Annotated in this window: 11 protein-coding genes and 4 pseudogenes; 8 read left to right on the top strand and 7 right to left on the bottom strand. The window is 67.2% G+C overall.

Translation table 11 applies throughout. From position 1 onward, the window contains the following. From ACIRVK_RS41655 to ACIRVK_RS41630, 6 genes and pseudogenes are all read left to right on the top strand, one after another. Nucleotides 1-377 (top strand): annotated as a pseudogene (locus ACIRVK_RS41655) (hypothetical protein); the annotation flags it as partial. Next, nucleotides 365-940, top strand: coding sequence for a dihydrofolate reductase family protein (locus ACIRVK_RS41650; protein WP_365845281.1), 576 nt, complete (start codon nt 365-367; stop codon nt 938-940). The pseudogene ACIRVK_RS41655 and the gene ACIRVK_RS41650, both read left to right, overlap by 13 nt. A gap of 380 nt (nt 941-1,320) precedes the next feature. Beyond that, nucleotides 1,321-2,013, top strand: a complete 693-nt coding sequence (locus tag ACIRVK_RS41645; RefSeq protein ID WP_404256724.1) for a family 16 glycosylhydrolase — start codon at nt 1,321-1,323, stop codon at nt 2,011-2,013. Nucleotides 2,014-2,218: 205 nt separating this feature from the next. Further along, entirely contained in the window at nt 2,219-2,632 is a 414-nt protein-coding gene (locus ACIRVK_RS41640; RefSeq protein WP_404256726.1) for a DUF6959 family protein, read from the top strand. 64 nt (nt 2,633-2,696) lie between these two features. Further along, a pseudogene (locus ACIRVK_RS41635) lies at nt 2,697-3,187 on the top strand (hemerythrin domain-containing protein). A gap of 303 nt (nt 3,188-3,490) precedes the next feature. Beyond that, the gene (locus ACIRVK_RS41630) at nt 3,491-3,661 is read left to right on the top strand and encodes a WhiB family transcriptional regulator (protein WP_404256722.1); all 171 of its coding nucleotides are present in this window, start codon (nt 3,491-3,493) and stop codon (nt 3,659-3,661) included. A 237-nt stretch (nt 3,662-3,898) separates the two neighbouring features. Here ACIRVK_RS41630 and ACIRVK_RS41625 read toward each other — a convergent pair. Then, a pseudogene (locus tag ACIRVK_RS41625) lies at nt 3,899-4,748 on the bottom strand (NAD(P)(+) transhydrogenase (Re/Si-specific) subunit beta). A gap of 143 nt (nt 4,749-4,891) precedes the next feature. Here ACIRVK_RS41625 and ACIRVK_RS41620 point away from each other — a divergent pair. Next, the gene (locus ACIRVK_RS41620; protein ID WP_404256720.1) at nt 4,892-5,098 is read left to right on the top strand and encodes a hypothetical protein; all 207 of its coding nucleotides are present in this window, start codon (nt 4,892-4,894) and stop codon (nt 5,096-5,098) included. Between the two features lie 400 nt (nt 5,099-5,498). On the opposite strand, the gene ACIRVK_RS41615 is transcribed toward ACIRVK_RS41620, so the two are convergent. The 5 genes from ACIRVK_RS41615 to ACIRVK_RS41595 form a co-directional block, all read right to left on the bottom strand. Beyond that, nucleotides 5,499-6,386, bottom strand: a complete 888-nt coding sequence (locus tag ACIRVK_RS41615; protein WP_404256718.1) for a hypothetical protein — start codon at nt 6,384-6,386, stop codon at nt 5,499-5,501. An 851-nt stretch (nt 6,387-7,237) separates the two neighbouring features. Beyond that, nucleotides 7,238-9,181, bottom strand: a complete 1,944-nt coding sequence (locus ACIRVK_RS41610) for an RICIN domain-containing protein (protein WP_404256716.1) — start codon at nt 9,179-9,181, stop codon at nt 7,238-7,240. Nucleotides 9,182-9,515: 334 nt separating this feature from the next. Beyond that, nucleotides 9,516-10,466, bottom strand: a complete 951-nt coding sequence (locus ACIRVK_RS41605; RefSeq protein ID WP_404256714.1) for a transposase — start codon at nt 10,464-10,466, stop codon at nt 9,516-9,518. Between the two features lie 217 nt (nt 10,467-10,683). Then, nucleotides 10,684-11,139 (bottom strand): TetR/AcrR family transcriptional regulator C-terminal ligand-binding domain-containing protein, encoded by a 456-nt coding sequence (locus tag ACIRVK_RS41600; RefSeq protein ID WP_404256712.1) that lies wholly within the window; start codon nt 11,137-11,139, stop codon nt 10,684-10,686. A 473-nt stretch (nt 11,140-11,612) separates the two neighbouring features. Continuing rightward, nucleotides 11,613-12,770 carry an RNA-guided endonuclease InsQ/TnpB family protein gene (locus ACIRVK_RS41595; protein ID WP_404256710.1) on the bottom strand — a complete coding sequence of 386 codons (1,158 nt, stop codon included), beginning with the start codon at nt 12,768-12,770 and terminating at the stop codon, nt 11,613-11,615. Between the two features lie 462 nt (nt 12,771-13,232). Between ACIRVK_RS41595 and ACIRVK_RS41590 the strand changes: the two genes are divergently transcribed. After that, nucleotides 13,233-13,652, top strand: a complete 420-nt coding sequence (locus tag ACIRVK_RS41590; RefSeq protein ID WP_404256708.1) for a ribonuclease domain-containing protein — start codon at nt 13,233-13,235, stop codon at nt 13,650-13,652. Between the two features lie 728 nt (nt 13,653-14,380). Here ACIRVK_RS41590 and ACIRVK_RS41585 read toward each other — a convergent pair. After that, nucleotides 14,381-15,086: pseudogene (locus tag ACIRVK_RS41585) on the bottom strand (transposase family protein); the annotation flags it as partial. Nucleotides 15,087-15,104: the final 18 nt, after the last annotated feature.

Below are 15,104 nucleotides of genomic sequence, written 5' to 3'. Positions count from 1 at the left end.
CCGTCCACGCCGGAACCGCACCGCGTGCCATGGCATCCCTCCGCAACCTCGCCATCGGCGCACTGAAGACCCTCGGAGCCGAGAACGTCGCCAAGACCACCCGGGCGATCCGCGATGAACCAGCCCGAGCACTCCCCATTCTGGGCATCGCCGTCAATCCAGACGCTTTCGGCCGGGACGGCATGGCACAGCGCCCCGGCCGGCCCGGGCGGGGCCGTGGGGTTGAGGGGATCGCCGCGGGCGCTCGTTCGCGGCGGGGAGGCGTCATGGGCGATCCACGGATCACCGATGAATTCGACCGGCGCGCCGAGTCGTACACAGCGCACTGTGAATCTGGAGCACCGGTAGAGGAAGGGCGTTACCCATGGCACAAGTGATCTGCGACATGTCCATCTCGCTCGATGGATACGTCACCGGACCGAATGACAGCCGTGAGAACCCGTTCGGTGACGGGGCCTGGATGCTGCACAAGTGGATGTCCGACCAGGCGACCGACGAGGACCGGGCCATCCTGGAGCGGGTGGTCGATGACTGGGGTGCGGTGGTGATGGGCCGTACGTCCTTTGAGAAGAACGAGGGAGAGGGTGGCTGGGGCCAGGGCGGCCCGATGGGCGACGTCCCGTGTTTCGTGGTCACCCACCAGGCACCGACCAGCTCGTACCCGCCTGTGTTCACCTTCGTCACCGACGGCGTGGTCAGCGCGATCGAGCAGGCAAAGAAGGCGGCGGGCGACAAGGTCGTCGGGCTACACGGCGCCACCGTCATGCAGCAGGCGCTCCCGCTCGGCCTGGTCGACGAGATCCGCGTGCATGTGATCCCGGTCCTGCTTGGCGGTGGCACGCGGTTGTTCAGCGTGCTCGACTCCGCGATCACCCTCGAACGCACCCAGGTGACAGCGACCCCGGCGGCGACCCACCTCTCCTACCGCGTCGTTCGCTGACCGCGAGAGACGATGGTGTAGCTGAGGGAGACCACGAAGCGAGTCCTGGGAATCGCAGCTAATTCACACGCTTCCGGAACTTGATCAAGCCCTGCGACTCAGCCCAAGCAACCGCTGACCACTCAACAACCAAGCTCAGCCGTTAAGTTGACACTCCCTGGGGCCGGCGCGGCTCGCATCCAATTCCGATCAGCCCACCCGCAGAACGCCGCGCCTTCAACTCCAAAAGACAACGAACGGATCGCGCCGCACATCTTGTCAAAGAGTAAACGGACTCCTAAAGTCCGCCGATGAAGGCTGCGTGGGATCGCTCCCACGCCCCATGTCATCCGAGCGATGGAGCCGCGATGTCCTCTGCCCTTGTCACACGGGGACGCCTGATGGTGGTCACTCTGGCGACCCTTTCGCTGCTTGTCCTGGGACACCCGCAAGCCCACGCGGCGTCCTGGGGAACTCCCCAGACGGTCAACTCGTGGAACACCATCAACGGGCGGTGGACCGCCAACAACGAGCTGGAAACCTACACTCCCGCCTGCGTGTGGTACGAGGGCAGCACCCTCGTCATCAAGACCTACAAGTCGGGCAACACCTATTACTCGGGGCGCGTGGAGTCCAAGGCGCTTTACGGCTACGGCACGTACAGCTTCACCGCGAACATGCCCAACGGCCAGGGTCTCCTGCCCGCCGTGTGGGCTGCCTTCCTGAATCCGTGGCTCCCTGAGTTCGACGCCGCCGAAATCGTCGGCCAGAACCCGAACACCGTCTACCAGACCTTCCACGATCCCAACAACACCCAGACCCAGTTCTCCAAAACGAACGCAGCGGGCTGGACCAACTCGTACCACACGTACTCGTTCACCTGGTGGCCCGATCACATCGACTTCGCCGTGGACGGCACTATCACCGGGACGAAGTGGTACACCACTGCCCCGGGTGTGAAGATGCACTTCATCGTCAACACCGCTGTCGGCGGTGACTGGCCAGGCAACCCCAACAACTCGACCTGGGCCACGGCGGACGGCGCAAGGTACCTCAAGGTCTCCTCCATCACGTACACTCCGTACAACCCGTGATCATGGCAGTACAGCGGACGAACGGCGCACCAGTGCACAGCTGAGTCATCGCGGCCCGGCGGTGCGGAGAGACCGCCGCGGAGAACCGAGTCCCCTGCTTGCCGTTCTTCTGCTGGCTCTGACCCTCTTCGGCGCGGGCTGCGCCCTGAAGGCACTGTGGTGGCTCTCGGTCATCGTGCTGGTCGTTTGGCTGCTGGGCTTCGGCATGCGCTCTGACGCTGGTCTTCGCTGGTGCCCCCCACCAGCAGCCTGCCTGTGGCCCGGATGCGTCCGGAGCCACAGGCATGTCCGGTACGGGCCCTTCCACCGGGCGCACAGCGAGACCGCCACCTTGTCGGGAGTCCGAGCCTCACAGCGGCTCAGGGTGGGGGTGACTGTGCAAGGCCGCCCTCGCCGTAGATGCCAGGCTAATGTTCGGATGGAGCGCATTGCGGCCGCCCCGTTCGCAGGCGGTGGCAACGACGCAGTGGTGCGCCTTCCCGGCAGACGGTTCCCCGGAGTCCTGGTGCAGGGCGACTTCCTTCACGTCCCCCGCAGCGCCGTGAGGTGGTGCAGGCCTGCGCGCGATGCCGAAGCCGGAGAACGGGCTGCTCGTCATTCGATCAGGACGTACTGCTGAACACCGCAGGACGGGGTAGCCGGGATCCTGCAAGGACCCCCGCACGAAAGTGATGCCCACCCCCATGACGCAGACCAGAGACGTGGTTGAACTCATTCTCCAGGACCACCAGAAAATGGAGGATCTCTGTCACCTGATGCGCAGCGTCGAAGCCGACCGGGCTGTCGCTCCTCGCGAGTTCTCCGATCTGCTGGTCGCCCACGCTCTGGCGGAAGAGGAGAAGATCTATCCCGCCCTGAAGCGCTACAAGAAAATCGACGACGCCGAAGTGGAACACGGCGAGGAGGAGCACGAGGAGGGCAACAAGGAAGTCCTGGAACTCCTGGAAGTCGATGAGGTCGGCTCCCAGGAGTGGGATGAGAAGCTGGAAGAACTCGTGCAGGCCGTCACGCACCACGCCGACGAGGAGGAGCGCACCATCCTGAACGGAGCGCGCGAGAACGTGGACATGGAGCGCCGAGAGGACTGGGCGAGGCGTTCGTGAAAGAGCGCGAGCGTCATCTGAAGGCGGACTGCGGTGCTGTCGAGAACGTGCGCCGCATCGTCGGCTCCTGACCGCGGTCCAAAGCCACTCCCCCGGATCGTCGGCACCCGTACGAACCCGGGGCCGGCTGTCTGCGCGTCCTCGGAGGGGCAGGGACCCGCAGACAGTCTTCCGTGCGAAACCCGCGCCTCGTACCGGCGACCGCATGCTCACCGCGCCGACGTCGCTCGGCCGGGACATCACGCACTGTGCCGTGAAAGTCCGCTATGGCCTTCTTTCGGCCGTGCGGAATAGGATGTCGGGCACCTCTGCCGGGACCGTGGCTCCCCAGCCACGGTCACACCTGTGCCCTGGTCGGACCGCGGAGGTGCGGTATGGCTCGTACACCATCGATCGAAAATCATGGCGCCGTCTGGCGCCTTCGGGCGCTGTGCGTGGGCGAGGACCCCGAGCTGTTCTTCCCTCTGGTGGAGACGGACACTGAGACGGCGCGTGCCCGGGCCGTGCGCCGCCGGTGCCCGGTGCTCCTCGCCTGCCGGGACTAGGGCGTTCGCCACGGTGAAGCGGACGGAGTCTGGGGTGACACGACCGCGAGCCAGCGCAGAGCGATCCGCGGCGCCTTCCGGGGTGATCGTCCGTCAGGATCCGCCTGAGCGGGGTGGCGAGCGAGCGGTGCGGGCGCCTGAACGCGAGGTAGGGCAGGAGGCGGCCCCACGACCGGCGGGGTTCTCCGATCGATCTCCGCCCCTCCGCGCTCGGGCTGGAGCGCGGGCACGGGCCCGTCAGCGACTGGGCACCGTCGGCTGCCGCGCCGCCGGTGCCGTGTCGGGTCGGATGTCGTCGCCCAGTACCTGGAGGATCTCTTCCACGCTCTGTTTGGCGTCACCGAACAGCATGCCGCTGTTCTCCCGGAAGAACAGGGGGTTCTGCACTCCCGCATAGCCGGAGGAAATGGAGCGTTTGAAGACGACGACCTGCTCGGCTTCCCAGACCCGCAGCACCGGCATCCTGGCGATCGGGCTCGCCGGATCGTCGGTCGCGGCCGGGTTGACGGTGTCGTTCGCGCCGATGACCAGCACGACCGAGGTGCCCGCAAGATCATCGTTGATCTCGTCCATCTCCAGGACGATGTCGTAGGGCATCTTCGCCTCGGCCAGCAGGACGTTCATGTGGCCGGGCAGGCGCCCGGCGACGGGATGGACGCCGTAGCGGACCTCGACGCCCCGCCCGCGCAGCTGCCGCGTCAGCTCCGCGACGGGATGCTGGGCCTGGGCGACGGCCATTCCGTACCCGGGGCGATGATCACCGAGCGGGCCTGAGCGAGCATCTCGGCCACCTCGGCCGCCCGCACCTCACGGGTGTTCCCCCTGCTCCTGGACGTTCCCGGACGGCACCTCGATGCCGAAACCGCCCGCGATGACGGAGAGGAGGACCGGTTCATCGCCTTGCACATGATGTACGACGGGTAGGCACCGGAGGAGCCCACCAGCGCGCCGGTGACGATGAGCGGTTGTTGTCGAGCAGGAAGCCGGCCACGGCCGCCGCCCAGCCCGAGTAGCTGTTCAGCATGGAGACGACGACGGGCATGTCGCCGCCGCCGATGGAGGCGACCAGGTGCCAGCCGAGCGCCATGGCCGGCGCGGTCACCGCGCTCACGAGGGGCAGGCTCGGGCTGAACCGCATACTTCCGGGCGATCCCGCGGGTGGCTCGCGACCGCGGCTCGGACGCCCCGCTCGGCCCTTCATCATCACCGAGTCCGTCGCAGTGATCGTCGGTGCCGCACGCCCGCCGCCGCCTGCAGGCAGCCGCCGAACGCCTCGTCCAGACCGTCCACGATGCCTCCCTCCCCCACCCCGTCCAGACAGTGCTCGCTGAGGCCGACGCGCTCACCGCGGTCGTGGACGACATCACAGCCCGCTTCCCGCCACGCGCCGGCGTGCTGGCCCCGCACCGGGACATCATCGCCGCCCGTCCCACCTGACTACACGGAGGGCTCGTCGTCGCTCCGCTCCCTCGCCGACATCGGCGCGGTCCGCACACGTTGGCAGCATGCCACCGGAACGGCCCCACACCACGACCGCGTCCCGCGCCCAACCCCCGTGCCGGCTCGCCGATCAGCACGGCCGCGCCCGCCTCCCGCACCGCGCGAGCAACCCGATAGCACTCCACACACACCGGTGAGCGGACCCCAAGGCGCGGCCACCGGCAGAAGAAACGACACCCCACGTGATTTCCAGCATCGACGCCCACGTCGGTCTCGCGATCGGCCTGAGGACCGGTTGGTCAGCCAGTGCGTGAAGTTGGCCCAGATGCGGCAGGTCAGTTAGATGGCGCCGGCGAGAGGGGCCGCTGCCGACAATTCCCGACCTCCCTCTCTTCCCTCAAGAGCTCTCTTCACTGAGGCGGTCGACTGACGAGGGCAGGAGCTCCTTGGCCACCGCGAGGCTGAACGGCCTCACCAGTGAACGAAGTTCGGCGCAGGCGGAAGGGCCGAGCGTGATGTAAGGGAGGGCCGCCAGTTGGTCGGTGGTGTGCTCGATCTCCGCCCTGCGCTGCGTACCGTCCTCGGTCAAGGTCAGGTGGGGTCCATCGTCGAGCCATCCGCGCTCACTCAGGTTCTGTACGGCCTGCCCCCACTGCTCCGGCGTCCATGCCCGCGAGTCGCGCAGCACCTCTGCGCCGATATCGCCTGTGGCGGCGTGCGTGACGAGAGCCTCGAGCCCGCTCAGTCCGGCAGCCAGTAGTGCCGCCACGTGGCCGTCGCCACGGAACTCCCGCAGCAGAGTCTGCGCGTGCCAGAGCACGAGGTGGGGTGCGCTCGGCCACGGCAGTGCGGCGTGCGCGGCGAAGAGAGGGCGGCCTTGTGGATGGCGCACGGCCACTTCAGCGGCGGTACGGGCCAGTTCCGCTGCGCGGGCCAGCGCCGGTGAGGAGATGTCCGCGCCGAGGATACGGCGGAGCGTGGCGTCGATCCCTGCGAGCCGGGCGGCGGCGAACCGCTGCGGCGTGGCGGCCTCCCATGCCGCGGGGATGGCTCGGCGCACCAGTTGGGGATTGAAGTTGTAGAACGTGGCGATGACCAGATCCGCCGGAGCGGCGCCGAGTGCGGCGGAGCGGGACGCGAAGTACCCCGTCCTGGCGTCCACGCCCAACTCGGCGTACTGGGCTGCGGATTCGGGCGAGAAGTAGACGGCCCCGTGGTAGGGCTCAAGAGTTCTCCAGGTCTGGCGTGCGAGGGCCAGGCTGTCTCGGTCCGTGTCCTGCGTCATGAGGGGTCGCCGTCCTGTGGCGGATGAAGCGTTGCTGTTCATCGAGCACGCGACGGGCGTGTGGGGCACACCCACTCGTACCGTCTAGTCGGTACGTTATCGGAGAACGGCTCCAGGGGCTACCGCCCTCCAACCAGTCCCCTCCTGACGTGGTCGGGCCGATCACGCGATTCTCGGGCAGCGGCAAGGGGCCCTGCTTCCCCTTACGGTCCGCCTTCACCTCTGATGGAGAAGAGGGAGGTCTCCATCTCTGTTCACAGGTACTTGAGATGAGCGAGCATCATGCCCCTCCACGCTTCTCTCTCAGCGAGTTCTCCTGCGGACGCGACCCAGCAACCTCCGCCTGCAGCGAGGCTCTCGTAGCTGTGCTTGTTGTTGACCCGTCTCGCTGAAGTTGAACCGCCTCGGGGCTGTGACCAGCGCTGGTTCAGATTGAGCGAGACGGAGGCTCGGCCGGTGTCCCGCTCGATCCGAGTTCTGAGCGCCAGGACTTGTCTCGCGTTCGGCGGCGAACTCGTCCAGAAGCTGAGACAGGAACATGTCCGCTGTAGCTTCGATCGAGGTGGCGTCGGTCCCTACCACCGTTACCCGGAGCCCTCCAAGAACGCGACGGTCAGCATCTTCACCCTCGGCCCGTCGTCTATCAGGCTACCGAACCCGCGCACTCCGAGGGCCGGAGACACGCCCATAGAGACCCCTCGAGTTACCAGGCCCGCCGCGCCGGTCTGAGCGGTGGGTGGCCAGGAAGATGCACTGAGGTTCACTGCTGCAGGTTCCGCTCGTATTCACGAGGAACTGGAGCGTGCATCCGGCGCCTGTGCGCGCCGGTGCACGTCTCTTCCGGTCCGCTGTCAGGAGGGGATGATCTGCCACTGCTGCTGGGCGAGGGCGGTGTAGTTCCACTGGTTGATGGCGGCTCCGTCGGCGGTGGAGCCACTGTCGACGTTGAGGGACAGGCCGCTGAGCCGGTTGGTGAGGAGGTAGTAGCCGTCGCCGGTGGGGGTGATGGCCCAGTGCTGCTGGGGTGCGGTCGCGTCGCTCCAGATGTCGGCGGTTCCACCGTTCGTGCGGGAGAGTCCGCCGATCTCCATGAGCGTACCGCTGTTGACGTTGCGGATCTTGTAGTAGCCGTCGTCGGCGAGGGCGAGGGTCCACTTCTGGTTGGCGTGGTTCTGCCAGGGCCACTGCAAGATGGCGGTGTTGTTGGCGGTCTTGGCGCCCGAGACGTCGGCGACCTTGCCGCTGTGGCGGGCGACGAGGCGGTACACGGTGCCGTCGCCGGGGAAGAGGGTGGAGACCAGGGCGGGGGTCGCGATGCGACCGCCGATGCGCAGGTTGCCGATGTTGGCGTAGCCGCCGGTGCCGGCGGTGACCTGGATGCGGACGAAGGCGGCGTTGCGGGCCGGCCATTCAACGAGTTTGGAGGTGCGGTCGCCGGCCCAGGAGGCGGTGGCGACCTCGGTGAAGGTGGTGCCGTCGGTACTGGTGGAGATGGTGCAGGCGGTGATGTCCCCGTCGGTGGTGTTGCTGCGGTTCCACTGCTTGGGCAGGTACTCCAGGGTGGAGATGTTGCTCCATACGCCGCCGAGGTCGATGGTGATGGTCTGGGGCAGCGGGAGGTTCCAGGTGGACCAGCAGGTCTCGAAGTTCTTGTCGCTGAGGCCGTCGATGGCGTTCATCGGGCCTTCGCCGGTGTGGTACGCGGTGGCGTAGGCGGCCACGGGGGTGACCGGGTGCTGGGCCCGGAGCATCTGGGCGGGCAGAGGCGGCCGGGAGGTGTTAGGGCCGCTCCAGGCGGCGCCGACCTCGGCGAGCCGGTTGACGATGTTGGTGTCCAGCACACCGTTGCGGTTGGGCGGGCAGTTGAGGATGAACGAGGTGTACTTGGGCTCCAGGTCCACCAGGTGGGAGAGGATGGCGTCCCTGCTCATCGGATCGGTTGTGGGCGTCGTCGGGTGCCAGAACCATCCGTTGCTGATCGTCTGGCCCTGCAGCGAGGCGTAGGTGTTGCCCGCGGGTGAGGTGATGCCGAGGGGCTCCTCGAAGTAGATCGCGTCGCCGAGGAAGGGCACGGACAGCCCGCCGTGGTCGATCATCACGATGTCGGGCTGCAGGGACTTCACATGTTCCCTGATGCGCTGATAGGGGACGGCCTGCTGGCCCATCTGCCAGGCGTAGCCGTCGGTGACGAACATGTCGATGGTGCCGTAGTTGGTGAGCAGTTCGGTGATCTGGTTGAGGATGTAGGTGATGTCGCCGGGCTGGATGGCCTGGTCGGAGGCGACGCCGTGGCGGGTGTCGTAGGCCTGCACGTTGTAGGTGCGGTCCCAGATGGAGAAGTAGAGGCCGACCTTGAGGCCCTTGGCGCGGAAGGCCGTGACGTACTGGGCGACGATGTCCTGCTTGTAGGAGCTGTTGGCGACGTTGTAGGTGTTGTGGGCGCTGGGCCACAGGCAGAAGCCGTCGTGGTGCTTGGTGGTCAGCACGCCGTAGCTCATCTTCGCCGCCGCCGCGGCCGCCGCCCACTGGGCGCAGTCGACCGCCGTGGGCGCGAACAGGGCGGGGTTCTGGTTCGGGGCGGCCCACTCTTGGTTGGTGAACGTGCCCATGTTGAAGTGGTTGAACATGCCGAACCGCATGTTGACCAGGTTGCTGAGATTGGTCTGCATGTCCGCGGCGACCGCCTGAGGAAGCAGACGCGAGAAGCCGGGAACCACGGGAAGCGCGCTGGCTGCCACAGCGGCGCCCGCAGCGCCCAGCAGGGTACGGCGGGACAGTCTTCTACCTGACGACATGGGTGTACTCCCGGGTTTCGGGTGGATCTTCGGTGTCGGGGGGGTGAGGCGGTCGGGGCGGCAGCCCGAGGGCCTCGCGGTCCCGAGTGCCTCAGGTGCGACCCTCCCTCTGGGCTCCAAGCGCCGGATGTTACGCATGAAGGTCGATGACGTAACTGCCCCGTGTCAACAGTTGAGAGGACGAAAGTGCTCTCACGCAGAGCGAAAAAGCCAGTTTCATCCCTTTAAAGACCTGTTTGCTCTACCGTAGACATGCCATGTCTCGCACGAGGCGGAGGGCGGCCACAGAAGCGCCGCAGCGGTTCCAGGAGCGGTGCATGCGGCTGCGGCGGCGTCACCCGCGCCCTTCCCGACGGCAGCACCTCGCCCGCCTGGCGGACAGCCCCCGCTCTCGCCAGGGCGGCCATAGTCCTGCCGACTGGAGCCGGCCAGTACGCTTCACCGCCGACCACCATCGCCTCACGATGACGTCCCTTGACGTGCAACACCGTTGCGCTTGGTAGTTGCCTCCGCCGTCAAGGCGCCTGCCCTTGATCATTTGAGTCTCGAGCGTGTACGTCTGAACGGTGCGGGGATGATCGCCTCGTTTGAAGTCGTACTCGCTCACTGTCTTGCGGAACCTCGCCTTCAGACGCTGGCGGTGCCCTTCGGGCAGGGGACGGTCCAGCACCGCCCGTCCGATGGCCCCGATCAGCGACACGACGTCGATCGTGCCCACCCAGGCAGTGATGATCTGGCCGGCGGCGGCCTGGAACAGGACGGTGAAGCTCACCCGCTGCGCGGACAAGCCTGGTGTGGCGGTCGTGATGTCTCCGGCAGTCCGGATCAGTGCTTGATACGACGTCAGCAGCGCGAAGATCTCCTGCTCGAGGCCAGGAACACTGCGCGAACGCAGTACCCGCCCGTCGAGGATCGTCGACTTCAACGAGAAATAACAGGTCTCAGCCTGCCACCTGCGGTGATAGAGCGTGATGAGCTCCTGGGCGGGGTAGCGGTCGCCGTCGAGCAGGTTGGTGAGCAGTCGCCACAGCTCGGTGCGCCGGGTGCCGTCGGCAAGGGTGACGGTGATCCATGCCTCGATCACCCGGACTTCCATCCGCCCGTACCCGCGTCCCGCTCGGTAGCGGTGACTGGCGATACTGGTCAGATAGGAGCCGTCGAACAGCGCGCGACGCACGGTCGGCTTGCGTTTCCTCGTGGACCGCAGCACAAATCGGGCCTGGGTGTCTGCGACGGCCTGCAGGAAGTCGAACGCATCGTAGTAGGCGTCCGCCAGTAGCAGCATCGAGGCGTCCAGGCACCCCAGCAGGCGGCGGGCCTCGGCGAGACACAGCTGGCCCAGCTGCCGGAGAACTTCAAGGTCGCCCAGGCCGAAGGATTCGAGATTCCCGAGAACCTGGTGATCGAGCGGTACCGTTCGACGACATCGCCGAGCACATCCCTGAGCAGCGGTCCGAGTTCGGCGCGATCGTGGTCGACGCGGGCGGCGGCACCTGCCGGACTCAAGGGGCCGACGGGGACGATCGGGGACGCGGTCGGCGATCCGGGTTGCGTTCCCGATCCACGAGGAAGGCCACGGGGATCGTTATGGCGCCCACGCCCGCAGCGCCGCATCCACCACCGCGTCCTACCGTGTCGTCACCGAGCCGGGCGCCCCCGAGTAACCGCTGATAAAAGAGCGGCCCGACGGTCGTCATGGCGAACGTCTCGGCCACGACGTCGTCGCACAGGCGCCCCCGGGCGACGGCAGCGGTGACGGCAGGGCGCAGGGAGTCGACGATCTGGGCCAGCACAGTCTGACGGAGGTGCTGCATCCCGTCCTCGTGCTGTGCCCCGCCCAGTACGGCGGCGAGAACGACCACGGCCTGGGCGTCGTCCAGCCGCTCGCCGAGTAGGCGCAGGCAAGGGACCAGCTCGGCACCGGACGCCGCCCGCACGTCCTCGGGCGCCGATGGCAAGGGTGACATACCTGTCCGGAAGGGCATCCGAGGTCGGCGAAGCCAAACGCGTCTCCGCCGCGCGGGAGTGCACCGATGCGAATCTCGCGGCCGACTGCCCTCTGCAGTCGACGAACTGACGGGCCATCCAGCTCCGAAGCGCCAGCACCGGAGGGCGCCTGGCGAGGCCGGCGCACGCAGTGCGAGATCCCGTCCGCACGGAGAGCGTCCCTTGCGCGCCGCAGGCGGAACCCAGACGGAGCCGAAACCGTCAACGCCACCAAGTTCTGACGACGAACTCGCCGCCCGGAGGCACGCCGCGTGTCAGCATCTGCAGCCGCGCGACGGGGCCCCACGGGGCGGCCGGTGATACCGACACGACCAGGACTCCCTGAGGTGTCTCCGTCAACTACCCGGGCCCTGAAGGGCCGGGTTTGCAGGCAGAGTGAGACGTGATGCTGGTGTCCCACTGTGGGTTCCTGCGTCCGGAGCGCCTATGGCGTTCTGGGGCGGTTGACTGCGCCCCGCTGCCACGCAGCATCGGCCCGGTGGGCGATGTTGCGGGAGCCGTTGTGGTCCGCGTGCAGGATGGTCCCACAGGACTTGCACGCAAACCTCGCTTGGGTCACCCGGTTCGATCGGTGGGTGTGCCAGCACTCCGAGCACTGGCGGGAGGTGTTGCGCGGGTCCACATGGACCACGGGCACACCGGCTCGCCTGGCTTTGTACTCGACGAACGCGCCGAGCTGGGCGAAGGCCCAGGAGTGCAGTCGTGCCCGCTGGTCTTTCCTGGCCGTAACCCTCTGCCGGATACCGGTCAGGTCTTCCAGACCGATACCCCGCGAAGTGCGTTCAGCGGTGGCGACGAGCTTCTTGGCGATGATGTGATTGCGCTGGGTGGCGTAGCGGGCCTCACGGCGCCGGTTGCGCTTCATCACCCGGGCCGCGGACTTGGTCCGCTTCTTCTGCAACTTCGAGCGCAGCTCACGCTTGCGCCGGCGGTAGCGGTTCACCTGACGCCCGGACATGATCCGGCCGTCCGAGGTCGTGGCGATGTTGACGATCCCGAGATCCACACCCAGGAAGCCCTTGGGCTCGTACACCTCGGGCTCGGGGATGTCGATGGTGGCGATCAGGAAGAACATGCCGTCCCGCATCACCAGGTCGGATTCGCCCTTGCGCTGCGGGAGGAGCTTGACCGCTTGCGGGGAGCCGACGAACGGGATGCCCTTCAACCGTCCGGACACCGTCCAGATGCTGACGGTCCGGGCATCGAGGTTCCAGGTCAGAATCCGGTCGTCGTACGGCTGCGCCGACGTCTCCCGGAACCTGATCGGCTTCGACTCGGCTGTGGCCCGGCGCTTGGAGCCTTCCGGCCCGCAGTTCCCTGCGCGGATGTTCGCCTTGAGCGCGGCATACGCATCGCACACCTTCTTCACCGTGCGCACCGCGGCCTGCGCCCCAAGATCGAAATCTGCCTTGATCCGGTGGTACACCGCATCCTGCAACATGTTGCGCCGCTTCAGATCCTTCGCGAACGCCACCTCAGAGGCCGCGTTCGCGGCCCGGTTACAGGCACGCAGGGTCGCCGCCAGAGCGTCCGCGTCATACGCGGACGCCGGCAACAACTTCACCTGCGCGACGATCTTCACGCAAATGACACTAGTGAGCCCTTGATCGACGAGTCAACTCGCGGCCACCTGCGGCAAGTCCGGGCCAGACGAAGAACCGCCCTGGCGGCCGTTCTTCTTTCCCTGCCCTGCACCGCAGGAGCTTCGATTCCACCCCGCCCTAAGGGGCGGGGCATCCTCGAAGGAGATCGGTGAACTCCTGGGAAACATCACCTACTTGGCATTGACAGGGGCATGTCTACGCGCGTCATTCTTTGCGACATGAGCTCGCCCCCACAGATCACCAGGTTCGGCACCGCGGGTGTTCTCGCCCCCGGCCCTGCTCCTGGCCGGAACCGTCGTGACGACGGCACCCGCCGGCTGACGAACCGCCCGCACGGCGGTGGGGCCACACCCACACCCTGGCCGCCGCGCACCCAACCTGCTCCCGACGGCCGCCGCCGCATCTCGGCGGCGGCCAAAAACATCAACTTGGAGGATTCCTTGCTGACTCTGCGACGTCCCCAGCTGTCCTGGGCCAAGCGGTTCGCGGTGCTGCTCGCCGCCATCGCATCCGTGCTCAGCCTGTCCGCGATCAACAGCCCCGCTGCGAACGCGGCGGTCTACAGCTCCTGCAGCATCAGCGGATGCTCCGACGCGGCTTCAGCCAACTCGACCTGGTCCGACCTCGGCTACCCGACCACCCGGGGCTGGGTCGACTGGCCGGACGGCCAGTGCAGCTACGCCGGCGGCGAGTTCTACAACAACGACGGACAGCTGCCCTCCGGTGACACCTTCTACGAGTACGACGTCTACCCCCGCGCCTGCGGCGCCCACCGGGACGCCTACCGGATCGTCGTCGACTCCAACACCGGCACCGTCTGGTACTCCCCCAACCACTACACCGACTTCTACCAGCTCTGACACTCCAACAGGCCCCGCTCGCACGTGCAGGTCACTGCGCTGGCGCGGCTCCAATCAAGCAACGCCGTGAAACCCCGCGGCCGGTGTCGCACACGTCCGTGCCCGTCCACGTCGACACGACCGCACCAACGGGACTGAAACCGTGACGACCGCCCTGCCGGGCTGCACCGGCAGGGCGATCGCCGTCCCTGAGAGTGATCTAGGTGGATTGCCCTTTATCTTCCAGTAAGTTCCTCGCCAGGTGGGTGTCGTCTCGTCCGTTAGTAGGGTCGGGGACTGGCGCGGTGGCTGAACGCTCCGTCACCCTGGTCTACTACGGGCTGCGCGACGGCGAGGTCCGCTGCCTGACCCGCCGGAATCCGGTGTGAGCAGCATCCGGACCCACGACCGGCGCGTGATCGCTATGACGTCTGGCCCCCGCACCGCGGCGAGGCCGCGCGATTGATTGATCCCGCCGGCCGTGTGCCGAACCACACCATGCCGCCCCACTCACCATGCGTGACGCGGGCGCGGCGGATGGATGACCGGCAGCCCGAGCGCCGCCACCTCGGCATCACACTGGTGAAGAGCACACCCCTACAACAGCCCGCCCGCGGGCGGGCCCACAGCACATACCGGGGGAACGGGAACAGCCCGTCCCCCCGGCCGAGCACGCCCTCATCCCAACGAGCAGTAGGAAAGACCCGGACAAGCACCGCACTTGACCGGCCCCGCCCCTTCATGGATGACGTCATTCGATTTGGGCTGACGCGGGACCTGCGGAAGATGCGCCAGGATTTCAAGCGGGCCATGCCTCGCTCGACGGGTGCGCGGGCAATGGCGATTCCGCGGTTCAACGACCGTTGAGTCGCGGTGAGTTCGCTACCGGGTGGGCGTTTGATGCCGGTGGTCATCCAGGGGCCGGCGCCTTGGTAGGCGCGGTCGGCGAGGATGGGCACGCCCTGGCGTTCGCAGATCCTGACGATCTTGTGGGTGCGGGCGGCGGTCAGGTCGTGGGCCCGGCCCGGCAGAGCCGGCGAGATCCACAGGATCTCCCCCGTGTGGTCGGTGACGACCTGGACGTTGACCCCGTGGCGGCGATGCTTGGCCGAGTAGTCCGTGGTGCCGTTCCCGGTGCGGTCGCACTCGGCGAGAGTCCCGTCCAGCAGGACGAAGTCAGGCGTGTTCTCCCACAGCACCTTCAGCAGTCCGGCGCCCTGGCGGCGAGGAGATCGACGGCCCTGTGGACGTAGGCGTGGGCGGTGCCGACCGAGATCCTGAAGGCTGCGGCGATCTGGGCCAGCGACTCGTGCTTGCGCAGGTACACCAGCGCGACCAGGGCACGCCGGTGCGGCGGAGCTTGCAGCGACGGTCACCCTCGCAGGTAACGATAAGCAGGGTCAGCCATTTGACCAGCGCGTGCGGGAGGTCGAGTACGGCAGGATGGGGAACCAACAGGGCTCCTGTACCGAT

This window comes from Streptomyces sp. NPDC101152 (assembly GCF_044768275.1).
Lineage (GTDB): Bacteria > Actinomycetota > Actinomycetes > Streptomycetales > Streptomycetaceae > Streptomyces.
Note: the sequence above shows the minus strand (reverse complement) of the source record. Positions and strands in the feature narration are given on the sequence as shown.